This window comes from Bradyrhizobium sediminis (genome assembly GCF_018736085.1).
GTDB classification, from domain to species: domain Bacteria; phylum Pseudomonadota; class Alphaproteobacteria; order Rhizobiales; family Xanthobacteraceae; genus Bradyrhizobium; species Bradyrhizobium sediminis.
Genome location: NZ_CP076134.1, coordinates 2,843,234 through 2,869,459, shown reverse-complemented (window position 1 = coordinate 2,869,459; position 26,226 = coordinate 2,843,234). Strand labels below are relative to the sequence as shown.

At 64.7% G+C, this 26,226-nt stretch carries 22 protein-coding genes and 1 pseudogene; 12 read left to right on the top strand and 11 right to left on the bottom strand.

What is annotated here, in order from left to right:
* Nucleotides 1-231 precede the first annotated feature (231 nt).
* Nucleotides 232-684 carry a preQ(1) synthase gene (gene queF / locus KMZ29_RS13900; RefSeq protein WP_215619812.1) on the top strand — a complete coding sequence of 151 codons (453 nt, stop codon included), beginning with the start codon at nucleotides 232-234 and terminating at the stop codon, nucleotides 682-684.
* 29 nt (nucleotides 685-713) lie between these two features.
* On the opposite strand, the gene KMZ29_RS13895 is transcribed toward queF, so the two are convergent.
* The 9 genes from KMZ29_RS13895 to tpiA all read right to left on the bottom strand — a co-directional run bounded on the left by KMZ29_RS13895 (nucleotide 714) and on the right by tpiA (nucleotide 10,345).
* The gene (locus KMZ29_RS13895; RefSeq protein WP_215619811.1) at nucleotides 714-2,642 is read right to left on the bottom strand and encodes a putative bifunctional diguanylate cyclase/phosphodiesterase; all 1,929 of its coding nucleotides are present in this window, start codon (nucleotides 2,640-2,642) and stop codon (nucleotides 714-716) included.
* Complete coding sequence (locus KMZ29_RS13890; RefSeq protein WP_215619810.1) at nucleotides 2,611-3,426, bottom strand: substrate-binding domain-containing protein; 816 nt, start codon at nucleotides 3,424-3,426, stop codon at nucleotides 2,611-2,613. Before KMZ29_RS13890 ends, KMZ29_RS13895 begins: the two co-directional genes overlap by 32 nt.
* Before the next feature lie 361 nt (nucleotides 3,427-3,787).
* Nucleotides 3,788-5,002, bottom strand: coding sequence for an MFS transporter (locus KMZ29_RS13885; RefSeq protein WP_215619809.1), 1,215 nt, complete (start codon nucleotides 5,000-5,002; stop codon nucleotides 3,788-3,790).
* Nucleotides 4,999-5,838 carry a 3-deoxy-8-phosphooctulonate synthase gene (kdsA, locus tag KMZ29_RS13880; protein WP_369810129.1) on the bottom strand — a complete coding sequence of 280 codons (840 nt, stop codon included), beginning with the start codon at nucleotides 5,836-5,838 and terminating at the stop codon, nucleotides 4,999-5,001. Before kdsA ends, KMZ29_RS13885 begins: the two co-directional genes overlap by 4 nt.
* Before the next feature lie 67 nt (nucleotides 5,839-5,905).
* On the bottom strand, nucleotides 5,906-6,775 hold the full coding sequence (locus KMZ29_RS13875) for a VOC family protein (protein ID WP_215619807.1): 870 nt from the start codon (nucleotides 6,773-6,775) through the stop codon (nucleotides 5,906-5,908).
* 37 nt (nucleotides 6,776-6,812) lie between these two features.
* A complete protein-coding gene (locus KMZ29_RS13870) occupies nucleotides 6,813-7,139 on the bottom strand; it encodes an NIPSNAP family protein (RefSeq protein WP_215619806.1) in 327 nt (108 codons plus the stop codon).
* A 106-nt stretch (nucleotides 7,140-7,245) separates the two neighbouring features.
* The gene (gene pyrG / locus KMZ29_RS13865) at nucleotides 7,246-8,877 is read right to left on the bottom strand and encodes a CTP synthase (protein WP_215619805.1); all 1,632 of its coding nucleotides are present in this window, start codon (nucleotides 8,875-8,877) and stop codon (nucleotides 7,246-7,248) included.
* A 166-nt stretch (nucleotides 8,878-9,043) separates the two neighbouring features.
* On the bottom strand, nucleotides 9,044-9,439 hold the full coding sequence (gene secG, locus KMZ29_RS13860) for a preprotein translocase subunit SecG (RefSeq protein WP_215619804.1): 396 nt from the start codon (nucleotides 9,437-9,439) through the stop codon (nucleotides 9,044-9,046).
* A 147-nt stretch (nucleotides 9,440-9,586) separates the two neighbouring features.
* A complete protein-coding gene (gene tpiA / locus KMZ29_RS13855) occupies nucleotides 9,587-10,345 on the bottom strand; it encodes a triose-phosphate isomerase (protein WP_215619803.1) in 759 nt (252 codons plus the stop codon).
* 245 nt (nucleotides 10,346-10,590) lie between these two features.
* On the opposite strand from tpiA, the gene KMZ29_RS13850 reads away from it, so the two are divergent.
* The 4 genes from KMZ29_RS13850 to moaC are packed head-to-tail and all read left to right on the top strand — an operon-like array spanning nucleotide 10,591 to nucleotide 14,873.
* The gene (locus KMZ29_RS13850; protein WP_215619802.1) at nucleotides 10,591-12,492 is read left to right on the top strand and encodes a peptidylprolyl isomerase; all 1,902 of its coding nucleotides are present in this window, start codon (nucleotides 10,591-10,593) and stop codon (nucleotides 12,490-12,492) included.
* Nucleotides 12,493-12,509: 17 nt separating this feature from the next.
* Nucleotides 12,510-13,523 (top strand): anthranilate phosphoribosyltransferase, encoded by a 1,014-nt coding sequence (gene trpD / locus KMZ29_RS13845; RefSeq protein WP_215619801.1) that lies wholly within the window; start codon nucleotides 12,510-12,512, stop codon nucleotides 13,521-13,523.
* Nucleotides 13,524-13,538: 15 nt separating this feature from the next.
* Nucleotides 13,539-14,360 carry an indole-3-glycerol phosphate synthase TrpC gene (gene trpC, locus KMZ29_RS13840; protein WP_215619800.1) on the top strand — a complete coding sequence of 274 codons (822 nt, stop codon included), beginning with the start codon at nucleotides 13,539-13,541 and terminating at the stop codon, nucleotides 14,358-14,360.
* Between the two features lie 3 nt (nucleotides 14,361-14,363).
* Nucleotides 14,364-14,873 carry a cyclic pyranopterin monophosphate synthase MoaC gene (gene moaC / locus KMZ29_RS13835; protein ID WP_215619799.1) on the top strand — a complete coding sequence of 170 codons (510 nt, stop codon included), beginning with the start codon at nucleotides 14,364-14,366 and terminating at the stop codon, nucleotides 14,871-14,873.
* Nucleotides 14,874-14,954: 81 nt separating this feature from the next.
* Here moaC and KMZ29_RS13830 read toward each other — a convergent pair whose 3' ends face one another.
* Complete coding sequence (locus KMZ29_RS13830) at nucleotides 14,955-16,127, bottom strand: NADH:flavin oxidoreductase/NADH oxidase (RefSeq protein WP_215619798.1); 1,173 nt, start codon at nucleotides 16,125-16,127, stop codon at nucleotides 14,955-14,957.
* A 765-nt stretch (nucleotides 16,128-16,892) separates the two neighbouring features.
* Between KMZ29_RS13830 and KMZ29_RS13825 the strand changes: the two genes are divergently transcribed.
* The 7 genes and pseudogenes from KMZ29_RS13825 (at nucleotide 16,893) to KMZ29_RS13795 (ending at nucleotide 23,758) form a co-directional block, all read left to right on the top strand.
* The gene (locus tag KMZ29_RS13825) at nucleotides 16,893-18,356 is read left to right on the top strand and encodes a porin (RefSeq protein WP_215619797.1); all 1,464 of its coding nucleotides are present in this window, start codon (nucleotides 16,893-16,895) and stop codon (nucleotides 18,354-18,356) included.
* 299 nt (nucleotides 18,357-18,655) lie between these two features.
* Nucleotides 18,656-19,863 (top strand): annotated as a pseudogene (locus tag KMZ29_RS13820) (MFS transporter).
* Between the two features lie 67 nt (nucleotides 19,864-19,930).
* The gene (locus tag KMZ29_RS13815; protein ID WP_215619796.1) at nucleotides 19,931-20,560 is read left to right on the top strand and encodes an HAD-IA family hydrolase; all 630 of its coding nucleotides are present in this window, start codon (nucleotides 19,931-19,933) and stop codon (nucleotides 20,558-20,560) included.
* A gap of 107 nt (nucleotides 20,561-20,667) precedes the next feature.
* Nucleotides 20,668-21,879, top strand: a complete 1,212-nt coding sequence (locus tag KMZ29_RS13810) for a molybdopterin molybdotransferase MoeA (RefSeq protein WP_215619795.1) — start codon at nucleotides 20,668-20,670, stop codon at nucleotides 21,877-21,879.
* 214 nt (nucleotides 21,880-22,093) lie between these two features.
* Nucleotides 22,094-22,801: a transcriptional repressor LexA gene (lexA, locus tag KMZ29_RS13805; RefSeq protein ID WP_215601799.1), complete on the top strand. Its 708-nt coding sequence runs from the start codon at nucleotides 22,094-22,096 to the stop codon at nucleotides 22,799-22,801.
* A gap of 241 nt (nucleotides 22,802-23,042) precedes the next feature.
* Nucleotides 23,043-23,465, top strand: coding sequence for a hypothetical protein (locus KMZ29_RS13800; RefSeq protein WP_215619794.1), 423 nt, complete (start codon nucleotides 23,043-23,045; stop codon nucleotides 23,463-23,465).
* 62 nt (nucleotides 23,466-23,527) lie between these two features.
* Nucleotides 23,528-23,758 (top strand): hypothetical protein, encoded by a 231-nt coding sequence (locus KMZ29_RS13795; protein WP_249779687.1) that lies wholly within the window; start codon nucleotides 23,528-23,530, stop codon nucleotides 23,756-23,758.
* A gap of 62 nt (nucleotides 23,759-23,820) precedes the next feature.
* Here the strand turns inward: KMZ29_RS13795 and KMZ29_RS13790 are convergent, their stop codons facing one another.
* Nucleotides 23,821-26,100, bottom strand: coding sequence for a ComEC/Rec2 family competence protein (locus KMZ29_RS13790; protein WP_215619793.1), 2,280 nt, complete (start codon nucleotides 26,098-26,100; stop codon nucleotides 23,821-23,823).
* Nucleotides 26,101-26,226 lie beyond the last annotated feature (126 nt).

The window sequence follows — 26,226 nt, the reverse complement described above, 5'->3', positions numbered from 1 at the left end:
GCGAAGCCTGGGGCGGCGAATCCGGCACCGACCGGCTGGTCGTGGTCCAGACCGCCGCGTGAGAGTGTTCCCTTTTCTGTTGCTGCCCGCGATCCCGGCGGCGTCCCGGCCGCCGCTGGATGCGGCCGAGCGCGGTGCGCTGGTGCGCTTTCTGGCCGACCCCGCGTCGCGCTGACGGTTGACGGCGACGCCCGCTTGCGTCCATGTCAGCGCTCGCACAGGACAACGAAGATGGCTCGAAAATCACTGCAGCTCGGCCGCGCCGTGGAATGGCCCAGGACGCCTGACGAGGCGAAGCTTGACCGCGTGCCCAACCCGCAGAAAGACACCAATTACCTGGTGCGCTTCACCGCCCCGGAATTCACCTCGCTCTGCCCGGTCACCGGCCAGCCGGATTTCGCGCATCTGGTGATCGACTACGTACCGGGGCCATGGCTGCTGGAATCGAAATCGCTGAAACTCTATGTCGCGAGTTTCCGCAATCATGGCGCCTTTCACGAAGACTGCACGGTCGCCATCGGCAAGCGGATCACGGCCGAGATCAAGCCGAAATGGCTGCGCATCGGCGGCTACTGGTATCCGCGCGGCGGCATTCCGATCGACGTGTTCTGGCAAACCGGCAAACTGCCTGATGGCATGTGGATTCCCGATCAGGGCGTCGCGCCCTATCGCGGCCGGGGGTGATCCTGCCCGATGTGCCGTCAGCGCGTCATTTATCCGCCGATGGATTTCGCGGACTTGCGCAATGCCGAGTGCACGACGCCGGCATTTTTGGATGCCTCGGCGGATGAGAGGCCCCCCTCTTCGGCCTTCGTCACGCCGGGTTTGAATGCGGCGACAAATTGATCGACGTCGGAATAGGTCAGCGGCCGGGCGAACCAGTAGCCTTGCGCTTCTCCGCATCCTTGTTGGACCAGCCAGTCGAGCTGCGTCTGCGATTCAACACCTTCGGCATTCGAGGTGATCTTCAGGGTGCGCGCCAGGTCGATAATGGTGTGCGCGATCGCGTCCGCGTCGGGGTTCTGCCCAAGGTCGCGGACGAAAGACTTGTCCAGCTTGAGCTTGTCGAAGGGGAATTTGCGCAAATAGCCGAGCGACGAATAGCCGGTGCCGAAATCGTCCATCACGATGCGGACGCCAAGCTTGCGTATTTCGTTGAGGGTGTTCAACGTCGTCTCGGTATCGGCAATCAGAATGCCTTCCGTGATCTCAAGTTCGAGCCGATCCGGCGGAAAGCCAGATTCTTCCAGCGCCTCCCGAACGGTCGCCGCAATGTGCCCCTTGCGGAACTGCACCGGGGAGACATTCACCGCGAGCGTGAGATCATTCCACTTGGCAGCTTGCGAGCAGGCCGTGCGCAAGATCCATTCCCCGATCGGCACGATCAGGCCGGTTTCTTCCGCGAGCGAAATGAACTCGTCTGGATCGACCAATCCGCGGATCGGGTGTCGCCATCGGATCAGCACCTCGACGCCGGTGATCGCGCCGTCCGGCAAACTGATCTGCGGTTGGTACAGTAATTCGAACTGGTTCGTCGCCAGCGCGGCGCGCAACTCCCGCTCCGCCTTCTTGCGGGCATCGAGCCGTTCGTTCAACCCTTTATCGAAGAAATGCAGGGTTCCGCGTTGAAGCGATTTGGCGCGGTAGAGCGCATTGTCGGCGTTTTGCAGGAGCTCGGTCGTGCTTTGCCCGCTCTTTTCATACAGCGCGATGCCGACGCTGGTGGTCAACATCACCTGATGGCCTTCCAGGTCGAACGGCCGGCTGATTGCATGGATCAGCTTCTCGGCTGACGCGGCTGCGTCGTCGGGCGTCCTGACGTCGGGCTGCAGAACAACGAATTCGTCGCCACCCGTGCGGGCAAGCGTATCACCCTTGCGCAGGCATTGAGCCATTCGCTCGCCGGCCTGTGTGAGAAGGAGGTCGCCGGCACGGTGACCCAGTGTGTCGTTGATTTCCTTGAAATGATCGAGATCGAGGCAATGGATCGCGAAGGTCGTGTCGGAACGGGCGCAGAGCGCCGCCGCCTGCTCGATCCGGTCGGCGAGCAAGAGGCGGTTCGGCAGTCCAGTCAGCGGGTCGTGGGTCGCGCGTTGCCATGCCTGCTCGAGAGCGCGCATCGGAAACATGCGCACGGCGAAGAACACGCCCAGCCCGACGATCGACGAAATGAGAGCGATGAGAGCGGTAAGCGGGAAAATATGGCGGATCGAATGCCGCAATTCGATCTCGCCGACGACATGCCCTGAGTCGTAGATGGGACGTACGGTCGTCAGAGCTGGCCACGGCTGCTTCGCAGGGCCGTGTTGGTACATGACGGCGCCGCTCGCATCGCGGACGGCGAGCGAATCGACTTCCTCCTCATGGAATCTCCGGCTGATGATGCCGTCGATCGCGTGTCCCTCGAACTTCCACATATCCGGGTCACTGCTCACCACCTGCGAGATCAGGAATGAGCGCACGTTCGCGTCGGCCCGCAGCCGGCCCTCATCACTCGCCAACATGAGGTAGAAATATCCGAATGGCGCTCCGATGGCGACGATCACCGCAGCAAGCAGCGCGATCGTTGTCGTGATCCGGGAGAGAAGCGCGCCTTCTTGATGTTCCACATCAGCCTCGTGGCGCATTGGGAATGTGGACATTGCCGGTCTTCTGCAGGATTGCGGCGGCTTCGGCCGATCCAAGGAATGAGACGAAATCGCGTACCACGGCGGAGGCGTCCGGCCTCGTGACGTGATAGAAGAATTTCACCAGCGGATAACGGCCAGCAGCCACCATCTCGGCGGTCGGTGCAACGCCGTCAAAGGTGAGCAGCTTTAGCGGCGTTTGCTCGCTCTGGATCTGAGCAAGCGTGGTGCTGCCGAGAGAGCCTTCCAACTGCTCGAGTTTCCTGGCAGCCGCTTGCGCCGTATCTGCAATGAGCAGACCGGACCGCGCCAGCGCCGCCTGCATCGCCTGCTTCATCGCGTCGGAGTGGGCGTAGAGGATTTTCATGTCGCTGTCATGCGACGGACGCAGCACCAGCCGTATCGGCTTGCCGTCCGGCCAATGCGTCACCGCGCCGCGGTAGACGTCGACCACCCAATCAGTCGTCACCGCATCGAATGGCGTATCGAGCCGCGTTGCGAAGGCAAGCGCGGACTTCGCGTAAGGGGACGCGGTCAATCCGGGGGCGCGCTCATCGGGAGACAGCGGCTCGATGACAAGCGCGATATCGATGGCGCCAGCGCGCAGTGCCTTGATACCGCCGTCGCCACCAAGGCTCCTCGGCAGCACGACGATCTTGGTGTCCGGGTGCGTCTGCATATAGACATCAGCCAGCCGCGACATGTCGCCGAGCGCCGCCCCGGTGCCGCCAATCTTAATGGTGTCCGCTGCGGTTGCCCGATCCGCGCTGGCGAGACCGGCAGCCGCGGCAGCGATCAAACATAACAGCAGGAGCGTTGGGAAATGGAACCGCCGGAGCAAGGACATACCTCAACAATCTTCCCGTCCTCTTTCAGGATTGCCGCCAAGCCCTAAATACCGGTTAAGTTTTGCTGAAATATTCGCGCTATTCCGGCTCCGCTGTGCTTTCGCACCCGCAGGGGCGCTCGCTGACTACGCAGCAAACGCGATCGTGCGCCCATCGCGGGGCGGCCGGGTTGTGCTTCCAGGACTTCTGCCGCGGCGAGCCCTCGACCGCTTCCCAGCCGACAGTTGGATTTTTCTCATTTCGAGAAGCGCGGCATCAGCGCCCGCCTTTCAATTATTGCAGTCTCCATTCAGCAAGAACGACACACCTTGATCAGGCCGGACTCGCATCCGCCGGCCTTGTCTGCCGCAGCAGCCGCGCGCAGACAAAGCCCAGCGCAACCATCACGGCCGCGAATGTCAGCAAGGTCGGAAGCTTGCCGAGATTCTCGATGCCAAATCCATACGCGATCGGACCGACGGTCTGTCCCATGAAAAAGAAGAACGAGTGCAGCGACATCGCGGTGGCGCGGGCTTCCACTGAAAGCTCGCTGGCAAATACCTGCAGGCAACCATGGATCATGTAGAACCCCCAGCCCATGAACAGCAGGCTGAGGGCATGAATCTTCCAGCCTGGCCCGAACGCCACCACCGCCAGCTGCAAGCCGACCATCGCGGCCCCCGCGATCATCATGCCCTTGACGCCGAGCCGCGGCAGGAAACGCGAAACGCTCATGGTGTAGAACAGGCCGCCGACCGCAAAACCTGCGATCACGATTCCCGCAAGCGACAGGCTGGTTTCGCCGAGATCGAACAGGAATGCCGCCACGAACGGAAACAATCCGAGCACGCAGCACCCCTCGATAAACACAGCGGCGTAGCAAATGCGTGCGTTGGGATTGGAGAAGATCGTGCGATAGCCGTGCCTGAGCGCCGACAGGTTGGTCTTCGGCGGCCGCGCCAGTGCTGCGCCCCGAAAACCGAGGGCCACGGCGACCGAGGCCAGGATCACCAGCACGCCAAGCACCGCAAGTACCCCTCTCCAGCCCAGCAAGTCACCGATCAGGCCCGAGGCTGACGCACCCAGCAGGTTGCCGGTCATGGCGCCGGCCAGGGTGCGCCCGATCGCAATCTGCCGCTTCTCGGCGCCGACCAGATCGCTGGTCAGGCTGAGCGCGATCGGAAACACGCCGCCCGAGCCGATCCCTGCGAGAATCCGCGTCGCAAACAACAACGGGAACGAGGTCGACAGCGCGCCGAGAACATTCGCAACCCCCAGCAGCACCAGGCAAACCACCATCAGCCGCGCCTTGCCGAACAAGTCCGCGGCCGCGCCCATTACCGGCTGGATGATGGCGAAGGTGAAGGCGAACACTGCCGAGAAGCCCGCCGCGGTCGCGATGGTGACGCCGAAATCTTCGGCGACATGCGGCAGCACCGGATCGAGCGCCCGCGCCGACAAGCTGGCGGAGAAGCTCGCGAGCGCAATAACGTTGATGGCCGGTGGAATACGCTGGTCGTGTGGCGGCGATCCTGCCTGCGGCTTCAACGCACCGCGCCCTTGGCAAGCGCATCGAATGCCATCAGCCTCCGCACCAGGCCTTCGAACTCGCGCAGCGGCACCATGTTGGGGCCATCCGACGGGGCATGGTCCGGATCGGGGTGGGTCTCGATGAACACGCCGGCGACGCCGACCGCGACCGCGGCGCGCGCCAGCACGGGCACGAATTCGCGCTCCCCGCCCGATGATGTCCCCTTGCCACCGGGCTGCTGCACCGAATGGGTGGCGTCGAAGATCACCGGTGCGCCGGTGGTTCGCGCCAGGATCGGCAGCGCCCGCATGTCCGAGACCAGCGTGTTGTAGCCGAATGAGACACCGCGCTCGGTGACCAGCACATTGCGGTTTCCCGCGTCGGTGATCTTGGCGACGACGTTCGCCATGTCCCAGGGCGCCAGGAACTGACCTTTCTTGACGTTGACGACCCTGCCGGTCGCGGCCGCCGCCAGCAGGAGATCGGTCTGCCGGCACAGGTATGCCGGAATCTGCAGGACATCGACCGCCTGCGCTACCTCGGCGCATTGCGCGGCCTCATGGACGTCGGTGAGCACGGGCATGCCGAGCGAGGAACGAATCTCGGCAAAGATCGGCAGCGCCTGTTGCAGTCCGATGCCGCGCGGAGCTGATCCGCTGCTGCGGTTGGCCTTGTCGAACGAGGTCTTGTAGACCAGCCCGATCCTCAAGCGCGCCGCGATCTCCTTCAGCGCAGACGCCACTTCGAGCGCGTGCGCGCGGCTCTCGAGCTGGCACGGCCCGGCGATGATCGAAATCGGCCGATCGTTGCCGAATTCGACCGATCCGGCGGCGACGACCGGCGCAGCTCGCATATTGGCGTTCAAGGCATGTTCCTTATTTTCGACGCGACCATGCCGGGCAGCGGCAGAGGGATCAACCCTATTTCACGCCCTCGAATATCAGGGTTGCGCCATGAGCGGCATCCGGCGGCACCACCAGCGCCCCGCCATGGCGCTGCGAGGCAATTCCGTTCTGCCGGTGCAGCGCTTCGACCACCGCAATGTCCGTGACGGCGAAGCGCAAGCCGTGGAACGCCATCCCCTCGCCCCTCACCTCAGGCGAAACGCCGAAGCGGTCGCGAAACGCCACCCGCTCCATGATCTCGACGTCGCCATTTTCGGTAGAGGCCCGGACGCCGATCGAACTCGCATGCAGGTCGCTCACGCCGGTAAAGGCCTTGAGGAAGACGTGATGGCCGGTCGGATTGTCGGCGACGACTGCCACGCCGGGCACGGTGGTGGCGCCGTTGGCGTGGATCTGAAACGCCGGGTTCCAGAAATTCTCGGGAAAATGATGCTGGCACGCTGCAAAGCCTGCATCGGGCGATGCCGGATCGGTTGCGAACACCAGCGAGAATGCAAGCTTGACCGGCGTGCCGTCCGGCTTTTTCCCTTCGCGGGCGAAATCGAACACCTCGAAGCCGCCGATGCCGGCCGCCTCGAACGAGCGCGCATCCTCGCGGGCATCGCGGCTGTTGAGAATCAGCATCGACAAACCTTCGCGCGCGGCGAGAAAGTCGCGATTGAAGGCGCCGAACGAAAACGAGCGCGCGCCGTGCGGCGGGATCTGCTCCGGCTCGGCAACCGTCAGGATTTCGATGAAGCAGTTCTTCAACTGCACAATGCGGTTGTGGGTGCCCCAGGGATGGCGGTTGCGCGCACCGACGGTGAAGCCGGCGCGGCAATACATGTCCGCCGCCGCGTCGAGATCGCGGACGGCGTGCACGATGTGGTCGAGCCCGTGGGGCATTCTGGCGGAGGACCTGAGGTTATGCGCGAGGCGCCTGCTACTTCAGCGCTGAGAAAGCTGTGGGCACCAGCAGCTGATTGACGATGTTGCCGACGATCTGGCCATCTTCCTCGGTCTTCGCCCGGGCTGAAATCCAATCCGGATCGGTCTGAAAGGCGGTCCACTTTTTATCGCGCTCGGCCAGCGATTCCCACGCCAGCAGATAGGTCAGCTCCTGATTGGATTCGCCGACCAGCGTCGTGAAGAACCCGACCGGCCGGATGCCGTGCTTCTCCCACAGTTTCAGCGTAGTGGTCTCGAAACGCTTCAACAGCGCCGGCAGCCGGCCCGGCAGACAGCGATAAATCCGGGTCTCGTAAATCATCGGCTCCACTCCCCTGTTCTATTGTTCTTGTCGATTGCTCTTGCGGTATCGGGAGCGATTTGTCGCAACAATCGACGGCTTCGTCAAAGGCCGCCGATGCATGACATCAAACCAGTCGCGACTGCACCATCGCCGCCTGAATGAAGGACGCGAATAATGGATGGGGCTCAAAAGGCCGCGATTTCAGTTCGGGATGGAATTGTACCCCGATGAACCAGGGATGATCCTCGTATTCGACGATCTCCGGCAGCACGCCGTCGGGCGAGAGGCCTGAGAATTTCAGCCCGTGCTGTTCGAGCCGGTCCTTGTAGGCGGTGTTGACCTCGTAGCGGTGGCGATGGCGTTCCGAAATCTCGGTGGCGCCGCCATAGACCCCGGACACCCGGCTGCCCTTCTTGAGCACCGCGGGATACGCCCCGAGCCGCATGGTGCCGCCGAGATCGCCGGCCTTCGAGCGCTTCTCGAGCTCATTGCCGCGCAGCCACTCCGTCATCAGACCGACCAGCGGTTCGGGCGTCGGCCCGAACTCGGTGGAATTGGCCTGCTCGATGCCGCACAGGTTTCGCGCCGCCTCGATCACCGCCATTTGCATCCCGAAGCAGATGCCGAAATACGGCACATCGCGCTCCCTGGCGAACTGCGCCGCCTTGATCTTGCCTTCCGCACCGCGCTGGCCGAAGCCGCCCGGCACCAGGATTCCGTTGACGTGCTCGAGAAACGGCGCGGGATCCTCGTTCTCGAACACCTCGCTCTCGATCCAGTCGAGATTGACCTTCACCTTGTTGGCGATGCCGCCATGCGACAGCGCCTCGATCAGCGATTTGTAGGCATCCTTCATGCCGGTGTATTTGCCGACGATGGCGATGGTGACATTGCCTTCGGGATTGCGGATCCGCTCGTTGATGACGTGCCAGCTCTGCAGCGCCGGCGGAATTTTCGACTCGATGCCGAATGCCGCCAGCACCTCGTCGTCGAGCCCGGCAGCGTGATAGGCCTCCGGCACCGCGTAGATGTTGTCGACGTCGCGCGCCTCGATCACAGCACTTTCGCGCACGTTGCAGAACAGGCCGAGCTTGCGCCGCTCTTCCTTGGGGATCGGCCGGTCGGTGCGGCACAACAGGATATCCGGCTGGATGCCGATCGAGCGCAATTCCTTGACGGAATGCTGGGTCGGCTTGGTCTTCAGCTCGCCCGCGCTCGGAATGAACGGCAACAGCGTCAGATGAATGTAGACCGCATGATCGCGCGGCAGCTCGTTCTTGAGCTGGCGTATTGCCTCGAAGAACGGAAGACCTTCGATGTCGCCGACGGTGCCGCCGATCTCGACCAGCACGAAGTCGAATTCGTCGTTACCGCTGAGGACGAAATCCTTGATCGCGTTGGTAACGTGCGGGATCACCTGGATGGTGGCGCCGAGATAGTCGCCGCGCCGCTCCTTGGTGAGAATGTCCTGGTAGATGCGGCCCGTGGTGATGTTGTCGGCCTTGGTGGCGGGCCGGCCGGTGAAGCGCTCGTAGTGGCCGAGATCGAGATCGGTCTCAGCGCCGTCGTCGGTCACGAACACTTCGCCGTGCTGATACGGCGACATCGTTCCGGGGTCGAGATTGAGATAGGGATCGAGTTTGCGCAAGCGGACCTTGTAGCCGCGCGCCTGCAGCAAGGCGCCGAGTGCCGCCGAAGCCAGACCTTTTCCGAGCGAAGAAACCACGCCGCCGGTGATGAAGATGTACCGCGCCATGGGGCTTAACCTTTAAGGCTGCCGGCCCGATTCGCCAAAACGAATCGCCGGTCGCGCCGAACATTCTGTCGGGCTGTGGGTGACGTGGATTCTAACGCGCTGTCAGCGAGTTGATGGGCATTGTTGATGCAGGACGCCAGATCGCGTCCTGCATGGCCACCCTGCTTTATTGCGAACGCGGCGCCTGCGGGCCGGCTGGCACGGTCTGATTCTGCTGCTTCTCGTCCGCCTTCTTCAGCGAATCCAGAATGCCGCCGCCGGTCGGCGGCGAAATCGGCGTCGCCGGGCCCGCCGGCTGCGTTTGCGAGGCCGGATTGGCATTGATGATCGAACTCGGCTTGCGGTCGTAGCTGGCGAGCCAGGACAGCAGCAGGCTGGTCACGAAGAAGCCGACCGCGAGAACCGCCGTGGTGCGTGTCAGCAGGTTGGCGGTGCCGCGGCTCGACATGAAGCCGGCGCCGCCGCCGACGCCGAGGCCGCCGCCTTCGGATTTCTGCAGCAACACCGCGCCGATCAACGTCGCGACGATCATGAGGTGAATGACGATAACGACAGTCTGCATCTCTACCTTCCGTCGCAAACCAAAAGCGCCGGCGTCCGGCTGCAGATCGGGCTTTGCGGTGTTTGAAGTCGCGCGGTGTTACACGATTGGAAGGGGCATTGTCACCCCCGGGGAGAGATCGTCACCCCGACACCGCCTTGCCGTTAGTTAGGCGTAACTGCCCGCGATCGCAAGAAAGTCGGCCGCTTTCAGGCTGGCGCCGCCGATCAGCGCGCCATTGACGTTGGCGACCGCCATCAATTCCGCCGCGTTCGAGGGTTTGACCGAGCCGCCATAGAGGATCCGCATCCTGGCCCCCTCGCCGTTGAACTTGGCGATGAGGAACTCCCGGATAAACCTATGAATTTGCTCGATATCTCCGACGGTTGGCGTCAACCCGGTGCCGATCGCCCAGACCGGCTCATAGGCCACCACGAGATTGCCTGACGTCGCTGCCGGCGGCAGCGACAGATTGAGCTGGCCGCGGCAGATATCGAGGGTTTGCCCGGCATCGCGCTGATGCTGGGTCTCCCCGATACAGACGATGGCGGTGAGGCCGGCGCGCCAGGCCGCTTCGGCCTTCGCCCTGACCAGGAAGTCGCTCTCGCCGTGATCGGCACGCCGCTCGGAATGGCCGACAATGATGGCGCTGGCGCCGGCATCGGCCAGCATTTCGGCCGAAATATCGCCGGTATTGGCACCCGACGCCTTCTGGTGGCAATCCTGCGCGCCGACCTTGAGGTTTTTCGAGCCGCGCGCCTTGTCGGCGAAAGCTGGTATCAGCGTGGCAGGCGGGCAGACCAGCAGATCGGCCTTGGCAGCCACCTTGGCGGCGCCCGCCAGCATGGCCTCGAATTCGGCCGTGGAGGCCTTAAGGCCGTTCATTTTCCAGTTGCCGGCAATCAGCGGCCGGATGGCGTCGGTCATATCGGGCTTCCCTGGCAAATATTGGTTCGGTCAGGCATGCGCTAGCAGAGCGCAGCGGCCAGTTCCAGATACCGGTTTGGCAGCTCAGGCCGTTAACCGCTTCAATTGGCCCTCCCCGCCAAGGTTGCGACGGCGCGGCTGCCACTTTATGATGCTTTATCAATCCGGTGACGCCCGTTCGCGGAATTCGATACCGAATTCCCCCTGGGCGGGACCCGGTTCCCTCCTGCAAACAAGTTGGACCCATGCTTCGAGGAATACGCAAAGCCTCATCAAACTGGCTCGGCAAGACCATCATGAGCGTCGTCATGGGGGTGCTGATCCTCAGCTTTGCGGTTTGGGGAATCGCCGACATCTTCAAGGGGTTCGGACAGTCGACGCTGGCCACGATCGGCGGCACCGAAATCTCGACCGAACAATTCCGCCAGATCTACACCGAGAAGCTGCAGCAGCTCGGCCGTTCGTTCGGCCGCCCGCTGACGATGGACCAGGCCCGCGCGTTCGGCCTCGACCGCCAGGTCCTGCAGCAGACCATCGCCGAAGCCGCTCTGGACGAAGAAGCGCGGCGGATGGGGCTCGCCCAGTCCGACGCCGAGATCATGCGCATGATCTACAGCGACCCCAACTTCAAGGGCGTGAGCGGCAATTTCGATCCGGCACGTTTCCAGGCCACGATCCGGCAATTCGGCTTCAGCGAACAGCGCTATATCGCAGAGCAGCGGCGGGTGTCGTTGCGGCGTCAGATCGCCGGCACGATCTCGGCCGGCCTGGAGCCGCCGAAAGTGCTGATCGATGCGCTGAGCCGCTTCCAGAACGAACAGCGCACGATCGAATACGTCAAACTCGACGCCGCGCAGGCCGGAACCATCGATCCGCCGTCGCCGGAGACGCTGGCCGCCTATTTCGAGGATCACAAGACCCAGTTCCGCGCCCCCGAATACCGCAAGATTTCCTTCGTCGCGGTCACGCCGGAAGAGATCGGCAAGTGGTCCGAGGTTTCCGACGAGGACGCCAGGAAGGTCTTCGAGCAGCGCCGCGACAAGCTCGGCACGCCGGAACGGCGCCAGGTGTCGCAGATCGTGTTCCCGAATGCGGAGGAAGCCGCCGCCGCGCGCGGCCGCATCGCGGGCGGAATATCGTTCGAGGATCTCGCCAAGGAGCGCGGGCTCAACCCGTCCGACGTCGACCTCGGCATCATCGCGAAATCCGCCATCATCGATCCCGCGATCGCGGACGCGGCGTTTTCGCTGCCGTCCGGTGAGTTGAGCCAGCCGGTACCCGGCCGGTTCGGCGTCGCCCTGGTCAAGATCGGCAAGATCGAGCCGGGGGCCACGCCCTCCTATGAAAGCGTCGCCGCGACCCTGAAGAAGGAAATCGCCACCGAACGCGCGCGCGCCAAGGTCGCCGACCTCCACAACAAGATGGAAGACGAGCGTGGCGGCGGCGCCAGCGTCGTCGAGGCCGCCCAGAAGCTGGGGTTGACCCCCGTGACCATCGACGCGGTCGACCGTTCCGGTCGCCTCCCCGACGGCCAGCTCGTCACCAACGTACCGCGCGGCCTCGATGTCGTCTCGCAGGCCTTCAACAGCGACGTCGGCGTCGACAACGATCCGATCCAGTTCAGCGGCGGTTACGTCTGGTACGACGTGCTCGGCATCACCCCGTCGCGCGAACGCAAGCTTGATGAGGTCAAGGACCAGATCGAGACCAAATGGCGCGAGGACCAGATCGCGAGCCGGCTGCGGACCAAGGCGACCGAGATGGTGCAGAAGCTCGGCCAGGGCGGCACGCTCGCGGCGGAAGCGGCGGCTGTCGGGTCGAAAGTCGAAACCGTGAGCGGATTGCGGCGCGATGCCTCCCCACCCGGCCTGCCCGCCAGCGCCGTCACCGCGGCGTTCCGCACCGCCAAGGACGCGGCCGGACAAACCGCCGGCGCCGGCGGCAGCGAATGGATCGTGTTCCGTGTCACCGACATCAGCGTGCCGCCGGTCGACCTCGCCTCGGACGGCGTCAAGAAACTGAAGGACACCCTTCAGCGCGGGCTGACCGACGAACAGGTCGCGCAATACGTCACCAAGATCGAATCCACGATCGGCACCACCATCAACCAGGCCGCCTTCGCACAGGTGACGGGCGCAAATAACTGAGCATCCGAAAGCACGCGATGGACGACCTCAAATCTATCATCGGAAAAGTCGCCACCGGCGCGACGTTGTCGCGCGACGAAGCGGCATCCGCCTTCGACAGCATGATGTCGGGTGAGGCCACGCCGTCGCAGATGGGCGGATTGCTGATGGCGCTGCGGGTGCGCGGCGAAACCGTCGACGAGATCACCGGCGCGGTGTCGGCGATGCGCAGCAAGATGCTGCGGGTCAAGGCTCCCGCCGAGGCCGTCGACGTCGTCGGCACCGGCGGCGACGGCTCCGGCTCGGTCAACGTTTCGACCTGCGCCTCGTTCATTGTCGCGGGCTGCGGCGTGCCCGTCGCCAAGCACGGCAATCGCGCGCTGTCGTCGCGCTCGGGCGCGGCCGATGTGCTCTCGTCGCTCGGGGTCAGGATCGACATCTCGCCCGACCATGTCGGCCGCTGCATAGCTGAAGCCGGCATCGGCTTCATGTTCGCGCCGGCGCATCATCCGGCCATGAAGAACGTCGGCCCGACCCGCGTCGAGCTGGCGACCCGCACGATCTTCAATTTGCTGGGCCCCTTGTCCAATCCGGCCGGCGTGAAGCGGCAAATGGTCGGCGTGTTCTCCCGGCAATGGGTGCAGCCGCTGGCGCAGGTGCTGAAGAATCTCGGCTCCGAATCCGTCTGGGTGGTGCACGGCTCCGACGGCCTCGATGAAATCACCCTCTCTGGACCCACCTTCGTCGCGGCGCTCGAGAACGGCAACATCCGTACCTTCGAGGTGACGCCGGAGGAAGCCGGCCTCAAGCGCGTCGGCGGCGACGCCTTGAAGGGCGGCGACGCCGACGCCAACGCGATCGCGCTGCAAAGCGTGCTCGACGGGATGCCGAGCCCCTACCGGGATGTGGCGCTCCTGAACGCCGCCGCGGCGCTGATCGTGGCCGGCCGCGCCAAGAATCTGAAGGAAGGCGTCGATCTCGGCACCCAGTCGCTCGACTCGGGTGCGGCATTGGCGCGGCTCAAGCGTTTGATCGCGGTCTCCAACGGCTGACCCAAGGGGCCCGGCATGTCCGACATCCTGACCAAGATCGAGGCTTACAAGCGCGAGGAGATCGCGGCCGCCAAGCGCGCGCACCCGCTTCCCGGGCTGGAGGCGCGGGCGAAGGCAGCTTCCGCGCCGCGCGGCTTTGTCGGCGCGATCCGCCGCAAGCTCGCCCAGGGCGAATATGCGCTGATTGCCGAGGTGAAGAAGGCGTCGCCCTCCAAGGGTCTCATTCGCGCCGACTTCGATCCGCCGGCTCTCGCCAAGGCCTATGAGGCCGGCGGCGCCACCTGCCTGTCGGTGCTGACCGACACGCCGTCATTTCAGGGCCATCTCGATTTCATGGTGGCGGCGCGCGCGGCCACCTCGCTGCCGGTGCTGCGCAAGGATTTCATGTTCGACACCTATCAGGTGGTCGAGGCCCGCGCGTACGGCGCCGACTGCATCCTGATCATCATGGCAGCGCTCGACGACGCCGCAGCCAGGGACATCGAGGACGCCGCCATCGCCCATGGCATGGATGTCCTGATCGAGATCCATGAACGCAGTGAGCTCGACCGGGCGCTGAAACTCCGCTCGCCGATGATCGGGGTCAACAATCGCAACCTGCGCACCTTCGAGACTACGCTCGCAACCAGCGAAGCGCTGGCCCCGCTGATTCCGAAAGATCGGCTGATGGTCGGCGAAAGCGGCATCTTCGCGCCTGCCGACCTGGCGCGGCTGGCCCGCGTCGGCATGTCGACCTTCCTGGTCGGCGAAAGCCTGATGCGGCAGGCAGATGTCGCCGCCGCCACCCGCGCGCTGCTGGCGCGAACCGACGCCTCGCGCGCCACCGGGACGCGCTGATCGATGGCGCGGAAATCCTCCAAGGAAACCTCAAAGGCCGGTTCCGCCCTCACCCACATCGACGCCAAGGGTGAAGCGCGGATGGTCGACGTGTCCGAAAAGCCCGCAACCGAACGTACCGCGGTGGCGGAAGGCCGCGTCATCATGAGCAAGGCGACGCTCGAACTGATCGTGAGCGGCAATGCCAGGAAGGGCGATGTGCTCGGCACCGCGCGCGTCGCCGGCATCATGGCGGCAAAGCGCACCTCGGACCTGATCCCGCTGTGCCATCCGCTGGCGCTGTCGAAAGTCACGCTGGATATCGCTCCGGACAACAAGCTGCCCGGCTGTATCGTCCGCGCCACGGTAAAGGTCACCGGCCCGACCGGCGTCGAGATGGAAGCGCTGACCGCGGTGTCGGTCGCTTGTCTCACGATCTACGACATGATCAAGGCGGTCGAGCGCGGCGTCCGCATCGAAGCCATTCATCTGGTCGAGAAGAAGGGCGGCAAGTCCGGGCATTATCGCGCCTGAGGATTGCGTTCGCCCGCCGCAGACGCCGAATTCTTCCCTCAATAGTCCGACAGACAACACGCCGGTCCACCCTCCCCGAATTCAGGAGACCTTGCCGGGATCGTGCAGACCGCTCTGCCAGGTCGACGGCCTGGTGCCGAAGCCGCGCTTGTCGCGGGTGCCGAGCCACCAGCCGAACTGCGGCGGCACGTTGCGGAACGGCCCCTCGACGCCGAGCTTCAGCGCCGCGTCCATCGGCCAGTTCGGATTGTTGAGGATCTCGCGTCCGACCGCGATCAGGTCGGCCTGCCCGTCGCGCAATATCTGCTCGGCCTGGTCGCCGTGGATGATCAGGCCGACCGCCATGGTCATGATGTCGGCGTGGCGGCGGACATATTCCGACAGCGGCACCTGATAGCTGTATCTGATTTCCTTGCCGAGGATTGGCGCCACGTCGGTGATGCCGCCGGACGAGCAGTCGATGACATCGACGCCTTTTGTCTTGAGGAGCTTTGCCAGCCGCGCGCTCTGCTCGGGGCCCCAGCCGGCATTGTCCTCGACCGACAGCCGCACGAATAGCGGCTTGTGCTCGGGCCAGTGTACGCGCACCGCTTCGGTCACTTCGGTGATGAAGCGCATGCGGTTCGCTTCCGAGCCGCCATATTCGTCGGTGCGCTGGTTGGATCTTTCCGACAGGAATTCGTGCACGAGATAGCCGTGCGCGCCGTGCAGCTCCAGCACGTCGAAGCCGGCCGCATCGGCGCGGCGGGCCGCCTCGCCCCAGGCCTGCACCAGGTCTTTCACCTCGCTCCGCTGCAGCGCCCGCGGCGCCGGCCATTTCTCGCTGTGGGCGATCGCGCTCGGCGCCACCGGCGTCCATTCGTCCCAGTCGTCGATGTCGGGCGTCCGCTTCAAGGGGCCGTCGCCTTCCCAGGGCCGGTTGGCGCGCGCCTTGCGGCCGGAATGACCGAGCTGGATGCCGGCGACCGCGTTCTGCTGCTTGATGAACTTGACCAGGCGCCCCAGCGGCTCGATGAACTTGTCGTCCCAGATGCCGAGATCGCCGAGCGTGCCGCAGCCGCGGCGCTCCACCTTGGTGGACTCGACGACGACGAGGCCCGCGCCGCCAGCCGCGAATTTGCCGGCATTCATCAGGTGCCAATCGGTCGGAAACCCCTTGATCGCGGAATACTGGTGCATCGGCGGCACCACGATGCGGTTCTTCAGCTCGACGCCCCGGATGGTCAGCGGTGAAAACAGCAGCGTTTCGGTCATGGATGGTTTCCTCGTCTTCCGGACATCGTCACCCCGGCGTGCTGGCCGGGCGGTCTTCTTCTGGGCGTGACGATATACGCGCGGCACAGCGACGGCAAAGCCTTCATGAACCTCGATTCTTCCAAGACCGTCATTGCGAGCGCAAGCGAAGCAATCCATCGCGCCGGCAAAAGAAAAAAGAAGAATGGATTGCTTCGTCGCTTAAGCTCCTCGCAATGACGCCCCACGACCGTCATCCCCCGCCACCGGGTCTCGCCTTCGACGAGCCCGATGACAGGCTCCTGCGGGGATCCAGTACGCCGCAGCTTATCGGTTCTATCGCTGGCGTCTCCGGAATAGGCGGCGCGAGGCGCCCGAGGCTTTGAAAATCTCTCCGCCCGTGAGGGAGTTCGATCGCTTGATCGAACCCGCGCCCCGATGAGCCAGGGTTTGATGCCCGGTTGCGGTAAGGTTGCCACGAAGCCGGCGACCGGGTTCAAAGGTCCGGCCGATCCCTGCGCATTGCCAAACCCGTGCCGGCGGGAACTAAAGGCGGCACCGCGTGCCTTTGCGCAACACTCCCCAAAAAAAGCAGGCCGAAGAGACAGGTTCGAAGTGCCCCTGGTTGCGTTACTCAGGTCACGACGTAAAAAAGGGACCCAAGGGCATCCGGGAATCGTTGCGGGGTTAGCCTGACGCAAAGGCCCTCCGCGCCAGCTTGGGGGAAGCTGATTGCGGATTCCTCAGCGGGCCCTCAATCCTGCCTGGCGAGATGAGGGGCGGACCATGAAGATAGTCAAGAGCGCAATGCTGGGCTCAGCGGCGTGCCTCGTCGCAATGGGCGGCGCTCAGGCGGCGGATCTTCCGGTAAAGGCCAAGGCGATCGAATATGTGAGGATCTGCTCCTCATATGGGACGGGCTACTACTACATCCCGGGTACCGACACCTGCATCAAGCTCGGCGGTTACCTGCGCTCCGACGTCACGTTCAACGGCAGTGGCATTCAGGGCACGCCGGCCTGGAATGGCAACGCGGGTCAGAAGAACCGACTGAACAACTACTACATCGCTCGCGCCCGCGAAAACGTCAACATCGATACGCGTACCGCAACCGAATACGGCGTACTGCGGACATACTTCGATACGACGTTCAGCTGGACCACGGGGACGGACGGCGTGGCGGCGGGTTCCTTGGGCGTGTACTTCGCGTTCATCCAGTTCGCCGGCTTCACAATCGGCAAGGCCGTATCCCAGTTCGACGCGCCCTGGACCGGCTATCCCGGCAACATCGGTGACGGGCTCATCGGCGGCCACGCCGACAATACCGGCGTCAACCAGTTCTCCTATACGGCGGACTTCGGTCAGGGCATCACCGGCACGATCTCCCTGCAGGATCAGGTCGCCTACTACCAATCCAATTTGTGGAACACATCGGGCCTCACCGACGCCACCTTCGCGACGGGCGTGTATGGCACCAATAACTTTGGCGGCGCGCGGGCTCCCGACATCGTCGGCATGATCCGGGTTAACCAGGCCTGGGGCCTGTTCCAGGCGTCCGTAGCTGCGCACAACATCCACTCCGGCTACTACGGCGCGACGGAAACCTCAGGTTATCCGAGCGACAAGTGGGGCTGGGCTGGTCAGCTGGCCTTGTCGATCAAAAACATTCCGACTGGCCAGGGCGACCATATCGAGATTACGGTTGGCTATGCCGACGGTGCGAGCCGCTACGTCTGGCGGAGCCAGGTCGCGCCTTCCTTCGCCATGTACGACGGCACAGGCCTGGCTGGCGTCTATCAGAGCCTCGGGATTGCCGGTGTTTCCGACGGCGTTTTCGCCGGGACGACTTCGGCGAACGGCACCGGCATCGAGACCACCAGGCTGTGGGGCTTACGCGGTGGTTACACGCACAACTGGGACGCCTACTGGGACTCTGCGATCTTCGGTGCGTACACTTCCGTCAGCTACAACGCCACGGCAAAGAGCTATGTCTGTGCCGCTATTGCCGCTTTGCTGACGCCGGGTTCTGCCTGTAACCCGGACTTCAACGTCGCGCAGATCGGCGGCAATACGCGCTGGACGCCGGTGAAGAACCTCACCTTTACAGGCGAGGCGATGTACACCTTCGTGGATCAGAAGTACGCCGGCCTGGCCGCATTGCCTGCCGTGGGTACCAAGCCGGCAGCCTTGTACGATCTCAAGGATCAGAGCACATGGACATTCTCCATCCGCGCCCAGCGCAACTGGTAGGACGCCGATCCTGTCTCACACGCGCCTTGCGCCCGAGCCTCAACCAGGGCGACCCGACAACTTGATCGCGCTGAACTGACGATAGCGGCCCGCTTTGACGGGAAGCCGGAATCGGAGGCACGACCAGCCTGGAATGGCGGTCATCAGCGCGATCAAATCCCGGCGATCCACTTGAATGCCCGGGATTCGCGTGATCTAAATCCATTCAAATCCGGGCCATCGGCAACCGCCCGGTCAGCTGTGCGCAGCCAAGCGTTGTCTCGCTCCGTCAGTGGAGATGAGACATGGTCGGCAGCTCGATGAGAACTCCCTCCGATATTCTTTGCCTCTACGGCGCCCGCGCACTGCGCGGCTTCGGCGACGGCTTCGCCATCATCATCCTGCCGGTCTACCTCTCGGCGGCAGGATTCAGCCCGCAGGCGATCGGGGTCGTCGCCTCTGCCTCGCTGCTGGGAACGGCGGCCCTGACATTGATCACCGGCTTCATCGCGCCACGGTTCGAATTGCGAAGTCTCTTCCTGGCCGGCGCCGGACTGATGGTCTTCACCGGCCTGATATTCCGGCGGCGGAGACGCTCGCTCTGGTCCTGCTCATCGCCTTCATCGGCAGCATCAATCCGTCCGGCGGCGATCTCGGCATGCTGGTGCCGCTCGAACATGCGCTGCTGACGAAGGAGACCGCCGATCGCGACCGCACCGCCATCTTTGCCCGCTACAGCCTGATCGGCTCTCTAACCGCGGCCGTCGGATCGCTGGCGGCGGCCTTGCCTGAGACGCTGGTGTCCAGCGGCTGGTCGAGGCTCTCTGCGATCAAGCTGATGTTCTACCTGTACGCCGCGCTTGGATTGCTGGCGGCCTTGCTCTACCGGCGTCTGCCGCGCGACCATAGCCACGCGGCGGATGTGCCGAAGGCTGCACTCGGACCATCGCGCAACATCGTCTACCGGCTCGCAGCCTTGTTCAGCATGGACGCCTTTGCCGGCGGCTTCGTGGTGCAGTCGCTGCTGGCGCTGTGGCTGTTTCAGCGCTTCAACCTGTCGCTGGAGGCGGCGAGCGTCTACTTCTTTTTCTCCAGCCTGCTCGGCGCCATGTCATTTCCGGTGGCCGCCTGGCTCGCCGGCCGCATCGGCCTCATCAACACCATGGTGTTCACGCACATCCCCTCCAGCCTCTGCCTGATCGCGGCGGCGTTTTCGTCGGACCTGACCGTGGTGCTGGCACTGCTGCTGGTTCGCTCGGCGCTGTCGCAGATGGACGTGCCGACGCGGTCATCCTACGTCATGGCCGTGGTGACCCCTGCCGAGCGCACCGCGGCGGCAAGCGTCACCGCGGTGCCGCGCAGCCTCGCCTCCTCGATCAGTCCCGCCATCGCCGGCTTCATGCTGGCCGGCCCGTTCTCCGGCCTGCCGCTGGTGGTGTGCGGATGCCTGAAGATTGGCTACGACCTGGCGCTGCTGCGGATGTTCCGCCACACGAAACCGCCGGAGGAGGTCTTGCGATCGGGTTGAAGGCTTTGCAGGGCTTCAAGCGCTTATCACCGTTGCCCGCTTCGTTCGTTTTTCGTACACCGCCTCCATGGACCCGCCTCTCCTCACCCCCGGCGACGCCGACGTGCTGCTGTTCGATCTCGGCCGCGTCGTGCTCGATATCGATTTCAACAAGGCGCTCACCTGCTGGGCCGGTCACGCCGGCTGCGCGCCTGCCGAGATCGCCGCGCGCTTTGTCCGCGAGGAATCCTACCGGCATCATGAGGTCGGCAAGATCGACGATGCCGCGTATTTTGAAAGCCTGCGCCAATCGCTCGGCATCAGGCTTTCCGACGGGCAACTGCTGGAAGGATGGAATGCGATTTTCGTCGGCGAAATGCCCGGCATCGCCGCGCTGCTGGCCCGCGCCGCAAAGCGTCTGCCGCTCTATGCCTTCTCCAACACCAACAACGCCCATGTCGAATATTTCCCGGTCGCTTATGCCGACGTGCTCGGCCATTTCCGGGAAATGTTTCTGTCGTCCGCGATCGGGCTGCGGAAACCCGACGCTGACGCCTATGATCATGTGGTGAAGGCGATCGGCGTGCCGGCGTCGCGCATCGTGTTCTTCGACGATCTAGCCGACAATATTGAGGGCGCGCGGGCGCGGGGGTTGATTGGCATTCACGTGAGGTCGACCGATGACGTGGCGAAGGCGCTGGCTGAGCTGGGGATCTAGATGATGAGGCCGTCATTGCGAGCGCAGCGAAGCAATCCATGGAGCGGCAAGCTGGATTGCTCCGTCGCTTGCGCTCCTCGCAATGACGTCAAAGTGGGAGTTTCACCGTGGCACTGATGCCCGTCGCCGACGCCCTGGCCGCGATTCTCGCTGGCGTCGAGCCGCTGCCGGAGGAAATGGTCGCGCTGGATGCGGCCTACCACCGCGTGCTCGCGCGCGACGCCGCGGCGTTGCGGACCCAGCCGCCGCAGGCGATGTCGGCGATGGACGGCTATGCGGTGCGCGCCGCCGACGCCGCTCATGTGGCGGCGCGGCTCAAGGTGATCGGCGAGGTCGCGGCCGGCCGCCCGTTCGAAAAGACGGTCGGCACGGGCGAGGCGGTGCGGATTTTTACCGGCGGCGTGATCCCTGCCGGCGCCGACGCCGTCATCATCCAGGAAGATACCGTCGCCGAAGACGGCGGCATCACGATCACGGAAGCCGCGCGCCCGGGACGGCATATCCGCCCCGCCGGCATCGACTTTCGCGAGGGCGACGTGCTGTTGCCCCGCGGAACCCGCCTCACCGACCGCGATCTCTCGCTGGCCGCGGGCATGAACCACAAGGAGCTGGCCGTGCATCGCCGGCCGAAGGTGGCGATGCTCGCCACCGGCGACGAGCTTGTGATGCCGGGCTCGATCCCCGGCCCCGGGCAGATCGTCTATTCCAATGGCTACGCGCTGCGGGCGCTGGCCAGGGGTGCAGGCGCGGAGACCGTCGATCTCGGCATCGCCGCCGACACCGTCGAGGCCACGACGAGCGGCATCCGCCGCGCCCGCGACGCCGGCGCCGACATCCTCGTCACCATGGGCGGCGCGTCGGTCGGCGACCACGACCTCGTCAAGCGCTCGCTGGAGGCCGAGGGCGTCGCCATGGCGTTCTGGCGGATCGCGATGCGGCCGGGCAAGCCGATGATGCACGGGCGGCTCGGCGCGATGCGGGTGATCGGCCTGCCCGGCAATCCCGTGTCGTCCTATGTCTGCGGCTTCCTGTTCCTGGCGCCGCTGATTCGCGCGCTGTCCGGCCGATCGGCCGTCCACCACGTCAGCGAGACGGCTTTGCTCGGGTCCGACGTCGCCGCCAACGACATCCGCGAGGACTATCTTCGCGCGCGCCTCAAGCGGCGCGCCGACGGCGTCCTGATCGCCACTCCGGTCAACCATCAGGACAGCTCGCTGCTCGGAAATCTCGCTGCGGCAGCGGCACTCGTGATGCGCCGCCCGTTTGCGCCGGCCGCTGCCGCCGGCACGCCTTGCGAGATCCTGCGGCTTCCGGACTGACCCCAAAAACCACCTGTCCCAACAAATCCCGCCGCGTTGACGATAAATTAAGTGGTTGCGGAACACATATGGAACATATAGTGTCCGTTCATGATTTGTTTCGAGTATTGGTGCCAACTAATCGAAGTTCTGGAGTCTTTGATTCCCTGAACGCCTCGGTTCCCTGAACGCCTCTCGGAATCGAACGACACTGTCAAACTGGGGATTGGTCGAGATGCTCACGCGCAAACAATATGAACTCCTGCGATTCATCAGCGAACGCCTGAAGGAATCCGGCGTTCCGCCCTCCTTCGACGAGATGAAGGATGCGCTGGATTTGCGCTCGAAGTCCGGAATTCACCGTCTCATCACCGCGCTGGAAGAGCGCGGCTTCATTCGCCGCCTGCCCAATCGCGCCCGCGCGATCGAGGTCATCAAGCTGCCCGAGATTTCAGGCGCCGGTGCCGGCAACGGCCGCCGTGGTTTCACGCCCAGCGTTATCGAAGGCACGCTCGGCAAGGTGCGTTCCAGCAGTGCCGGTTCCGAGAGTGACGGCGAGCGTCCGGTCGCGGTTCCCGTCATGGGCCGCATCGCCGCCGGCACGCCGATCGAGGCGCTGCAGACCCGCAGTCACACCATCAGCGTGCCGCCGGACATGCTCGGCTCCGGCGAGCATTACGCGCTCGAGGTGCGCGGCGATTCCATGGTGGACGCCGGCATTCTCGACGGCGACATGGCGCTGATCCAGCGCAACGACAGTGCCGACACCGGCGACATCGTGGTGGCGCTGATCGACGAGGAGGAAGCAACCCTGAAGCGCTTCCGCCGCCGCGGCGCGTCGATCGCGCTGGAGCCGGCCAACACCTCCTACGAAGTCCGCATCCTGCCGCCGAACCGGGTCAGGATTCAGGGCAAGCTGATCGGGCTGTACCGGAAGTACTGATCCGCGCCCCGGATCGGTTGTTCCAATCAGCGATGCCGCGGCAGATGGCGGCCGCGATGGTTTGTCTGTCGCGCGCAGCCGCAGCTATTTCGGCCAAATCCTCAAACGCATTTGTGATCGAGCTCGTCGTCGAGAGCCGTAGAATTGCCCACAATTGGGCATATCTTAACGCGTTCACTCTGATAGAGGCCTGCGCCTCTCAAGGGGCGCGGGTTGGCTATCTCGAATGAGGAGCGATCCGATGTGTGACTATAGTCTGCACGCCGTAGCGTCCCGCCCCGCCAAAGTCGGAGAGACGCTGATGACGACGACATTCCGCGGCACCTCGACGCGCGGCTTCGCCTCGGAAGCCGAGCCCGAGGTGGCGGTCTGCATTCTTCCCGGAACCGAACTGGCGTTCGCCGACAACGTCAAATACGACAACGGGTGGATTTGGACCAAAGCCCTCGATTTCCGGGTTGGAAAATTCGGCGCGGTCGAGCCGAACGTTCCGCAGCGCCATCACGACGCGATCGAATTTCCGGATGGAAGCAATGTGCTGGTGACACAGCTCTGCGAAGGTCAGCGCGCGACCGTGCTGCAACTGCCCGTGGTGCAGCAGGCGACGGCGCACGAGCGACCGGCAGCCGCAACGCCAATGGCGGCGGCGATCTCCGCCGGTTGAATGGCCATGTAGATATCCCTGCCGGTCCAGGCCGGTGGGGACCGCTCGCGAAGGGGACGCAGTTGGCGGTCCGCAAGGTCACTTGGCAAAAAGTCGGACGGGTGACCGAGCCCGGCCGGTACATGTTCACGTTCGGCTGGCTCACCGTTGCGGCGGAGGATCTGGTCATTTGGCAGCAGTTCCCGGATGCGTCCTTCACGCTGGTCAAAATGGCGGCCACGGACGACGTCGACGAATTTCATCTCGGCGCCTTCGAACTGCCGGAAAATCCGCCGTCCGGCGGTGAGATTTGACACGGTGGGTGACTTGATGGGTGACCTGATGGGTGACTTGGCGATTGACCGGCCTCGCCGCCTCAGTCTTCCGCCTGCAGGTCGGCTTCCGACGGCGTCGCGTCCGCCGGCTTCGCGATGGCCGGGCGCACCAGACTGGTCCCGTCCTCCGCATCGCCCGCCACCGCCGGCGACCATGGCCGATCGACGCCTTTCGGCCTGACCGCATCGACTGTAAATCCGTCGCGGCTGCGCCGCAGCGCCAGCGCGCCCTGCCTGCGCAGGCGATCCTGGTCGACGACGAGCGCGCCGCAGGCCGGCGATACCTGCCGTGCCGTCACCAGCAGCGCCGCGCGCTCGCAATCGTCCATAAGCGCCTCGGGCCGCAGCGCCAGCGCGACAAGGCCGCCATCGGCCATCTGCGCCACGCAGCCGGCCTGGTCGCAGGACACGCCTTCCGCAAGCGAGGAATCCGCAACGACGCGGCCGTCGGCGTCGGCCGCCAGCCATTCCCGCAGCAGAAAAGCCTCCTTGGCGCTTCGGATCAGATGCAGGCGTCCGTCCCTGCCGCGGACGCCGATATTGTGGCCGTCGGCGGAAATCAGGATATCCGGCTGCGGCCGGACCAGCGCCCATGCCACTGCCAGCACCACCAGGGTTGCGCCCGCCCAGCGCAGCGGCGTGCGCAACAACCCCATCAGGATGATGCCGAGACTTGCCGCGATCAGCGGCCCGGTCCCGAACGCCGCGATGCGGCCGATCGCGCCCGGGAGTGCGGCGACCCATTGCGCCACCGTGATCATCCAGTCGATGCCCCAACCCATCACCTGCCAGAACACGCTGTCGAAACCGAAGGGCATCGCGACCATGCCGAGCAGGCCCGCCGGCATCACCACCGCCGACACCACCGGCATCGCCGCGAGATTAGCTAGCACGCCATAGGGCGTCACCCGGTGAAAGTGAAAGGCGGCATAGGGCATGGTCGCGAGCCCCGCCACCAACGAGGCCAGCGCCAGCATCGCAACCTCCCGTCCGCCCCACAGCGCCGCCCGCGCGGTGGCCGAATTGTCGGGCGCGGCCAACAAAGCGGGCATGCCGATCTGCACCAGCGCCACCAGCCCGAGCGTCGCCGCGAACGACATCTGGAAGCTCGGATGCACCAGCGCTTCCGGCGCGATCGTAAGCACGATCATCGCCGCCACCGCCAGCGTGCGGAACGTCACGGCGCGGCGGTCGACCATGATGGCGATCAGCACCACCGCGGTCATGAAAAACGAGCGCTGGGTGGCGACCTCGGCGCCGGAGAGAAGCAGATAGAAAGCGGCGGCGGCGAGCGCCGCAGCCGCCGACCATTTCTTGATCGGAAAGCCGACGGTGAGTTGCGGGATCAGCGCCAGCAGCGCGCGCACCGCGAAGAACACCACGCCGGCGACCACCGCCATGTGATAGCCGGAGATCGACAGCACGTGGCCTAATCCAGAGATGAACATCGCATCGTTGACCGGCGGCGAGATGGCGTCGCGGCGTCCGGTCAGAAGCGCGGTCGCGATTGCACGGCGGTCGCCCTCCAGCGCGGTGCGGATCCGGGCGTCGATCGCATCGCGCAGGCCCTGCATGACGGCGGCGTAACGCAGCGCCAAGCCGCCGCTGTCGGGCGGCTCTGCGGTCTTGATGGCGCCCATCACGAAACCGGAGGCGCCGATGCCGGCGAAATACATGTCGCGGCCGAAATCGTAGGAACCCGGCCGCAACGGCGCGAGCGGCGGCTGCAGCCGGGCCTTCAATTCGACAAAGCTGCCGACCGCAGGCGCAGTGCCCTTGCGCACCGACAGCCGCACGCGCTGCAGTGTTGTGGCGCCGCGCGGGCTCTCCATCCTGGTCACGCGCAGCACGAAACGGTCGGTGCGTTCGCGGATGTCGCGGGTCTCGACGAAGCCGGACAGCGACACCGAATACATCGGCCTCGCCAATACGCCATGCGCGACCCGCGCGGTTTTCCAGGTCGCGACCGCAAAGCCGGCGGCGGCGGCGGCGATCATCACGGCGACGGGGAAAAGCTTCTGCCGCCGCAGCAGGAACGCCGCGAGGCAGAGTCCGATCGCCGCGGCCGCGGCGGCGAACAGAACCGGCTCACGGTCAGCGGCAAAATAGAAGGCAATCCCGGTGCCGAAGGCGACGGGCACCCACGGCAGCAAACGGCCGGCGCCGGCTTCGGCGGCGAGCCACGTCCGCAGTTTCGCGACCAGGGCCGGCCATGCATCGAGGCCCGACGGCGCAAGGCCGCCGGCCTGCGCCGCCCCGCGCGGCGGCCAGGTGCCGGCAAATCCCTGCGTCCGGCCTGGAGCCCTGCCCCGCTCTGCCATCGGGTACTACACCCTGCGATCCCTTGGAGATCGTCAGGCTACCGGAAGCTGTTGCCGGGCGGCTAGCGGAACGGATGGAGAATTCCGTTAACTATTGCTAACGGGCCAAGGGATAGGATTCCCGAA

Excerpts from the sequence above, each read along its gene's own strand:
- KMZ29_RS13790 (WP_215619793.1), bottom strand. The coding sequence starts at position 26,100 with ATGGCAGAGCGGGGCAGGGCTCCAGGCCGGACGCAGGGATTTGCCGGC.
- KMZ29_RS13800 (WP_215619794.1), top strand. The coding sequence starts at position 23,043 with ATGTGTGACTATAGTCTGCACGCCGTAGCGTCCCGCCCCGCCAAAGTC.
- trpD (WP_215619801.1), top strand. The coding sequence starts at position 12,510 with ATGGACGACCTCAAATCTATCATCGGAAAAGTCGCCACCGGCGCGACG.
- lexA (WP_215601799.1), top strand. The coding sequence starts at position 22,094 with ATGCTCACGCGCAAACAATATGAACTCCTGCGATTCATCAGCGAACGC.
- kdsA (WP_369810129.1), bottom strand. The coding sequence starts at position 5,838 with ATGCGAGCTGCGCCGGTCGTCGCCGCCGGATCGGTCGAATTCGGCAAC.
- KMZ29_RS13815 (WP_215619796.1), top strand. The coding sequence starts at position 19,931 with ATGGACCCGCCTCTCCTCACCCCCGGCGACGCCGACGTGCTGCTGTTC.
- queF (WP_215619812.1), top strand. The coding sequence starts at position 232 with ATGGCTCGAAAATCACTGCAGCTCGGCCGCGCCGTGGAATGGCCCAGG.
- moaC (WP_215619799.1), top strand. The coding sequence starts at position 14,364 with ATGGCGCGGAAATCCTCCAAGGAAACCTCAAAGGCCGGTTCCGCCCTC.
- KMZ29_RS13875 (WP_215619807.1), bottom strand. The coding sequence starts at position 6,775 with ATGCCCCACGGGCTCGACCACATCGTGCACGCCGTCCGCGATCTCGAC.
- KMZ29_RS13825 (WP_215619797.1), top strand. The coding sequence starts at position 16,893 with ATGAAGATAGTCAAGAGCGCAATGCTGGGCTCAGCGGCGTGCCTCGTC.
- KMZ29_RS13830 (WP_215619798.1), bottom strand. The coding sequence starts at position 16,127 with ATGACCGAAACGCTGCTGTTTTCACCGCTGACCATCCGGGGCGTCGAG.
- pyrG (WP_215619805.1), bottom strand. The coding sequence starts at position 8,877 with ATGGCGCGGTACATCTTCATCACCGGCGGCGTGGTTTCTTCGCTCGGA.
- KMZ29_RS13895 (WP_215619811.1), bottom strand. The coding sequence starts at position 2,642 with ATGTCCACATTCCCAATGCGCCACGAGGCTGATGTGGAACATCAAGAA.
- trpC (WP_215619800.1), top strand. The coding sequence starts at position 13,539 with ATGTCCGACATCCTGACCAAGATCGAGGCTTACAAGCGCGAGGAGATC.
- tpiA (WP_215619803.1), bottom strand. The coding sequence starts at position 10,345 with ATGACCGACGCCATCCGGCCGCTGATTGCCGGCAACTGGAAAATGAAC.
- KMZ29_RS13850 (WP_215619802.1), top strand. The coding sequence starts at position 10,591 with ATGCTTCGAGGAATACGCAAAGCCTCATCAAACTGGCTCGGCAAGACC.
- KMZ29_RS13870 (WP_215619806.1), bottom strand. The coding sequence starts at position 7,139 with ATGATTTACGAGACCCGGATTTATCGCTGTCTGCCGGGCCGGCTGCCG.
- secG (WP_215619804.1), bottom strand. The coding sequence starts at position 9,439 with ATGCAGACTGTCGTTATCGTCATTCACCTCATGATCGTCGCGACGTTG.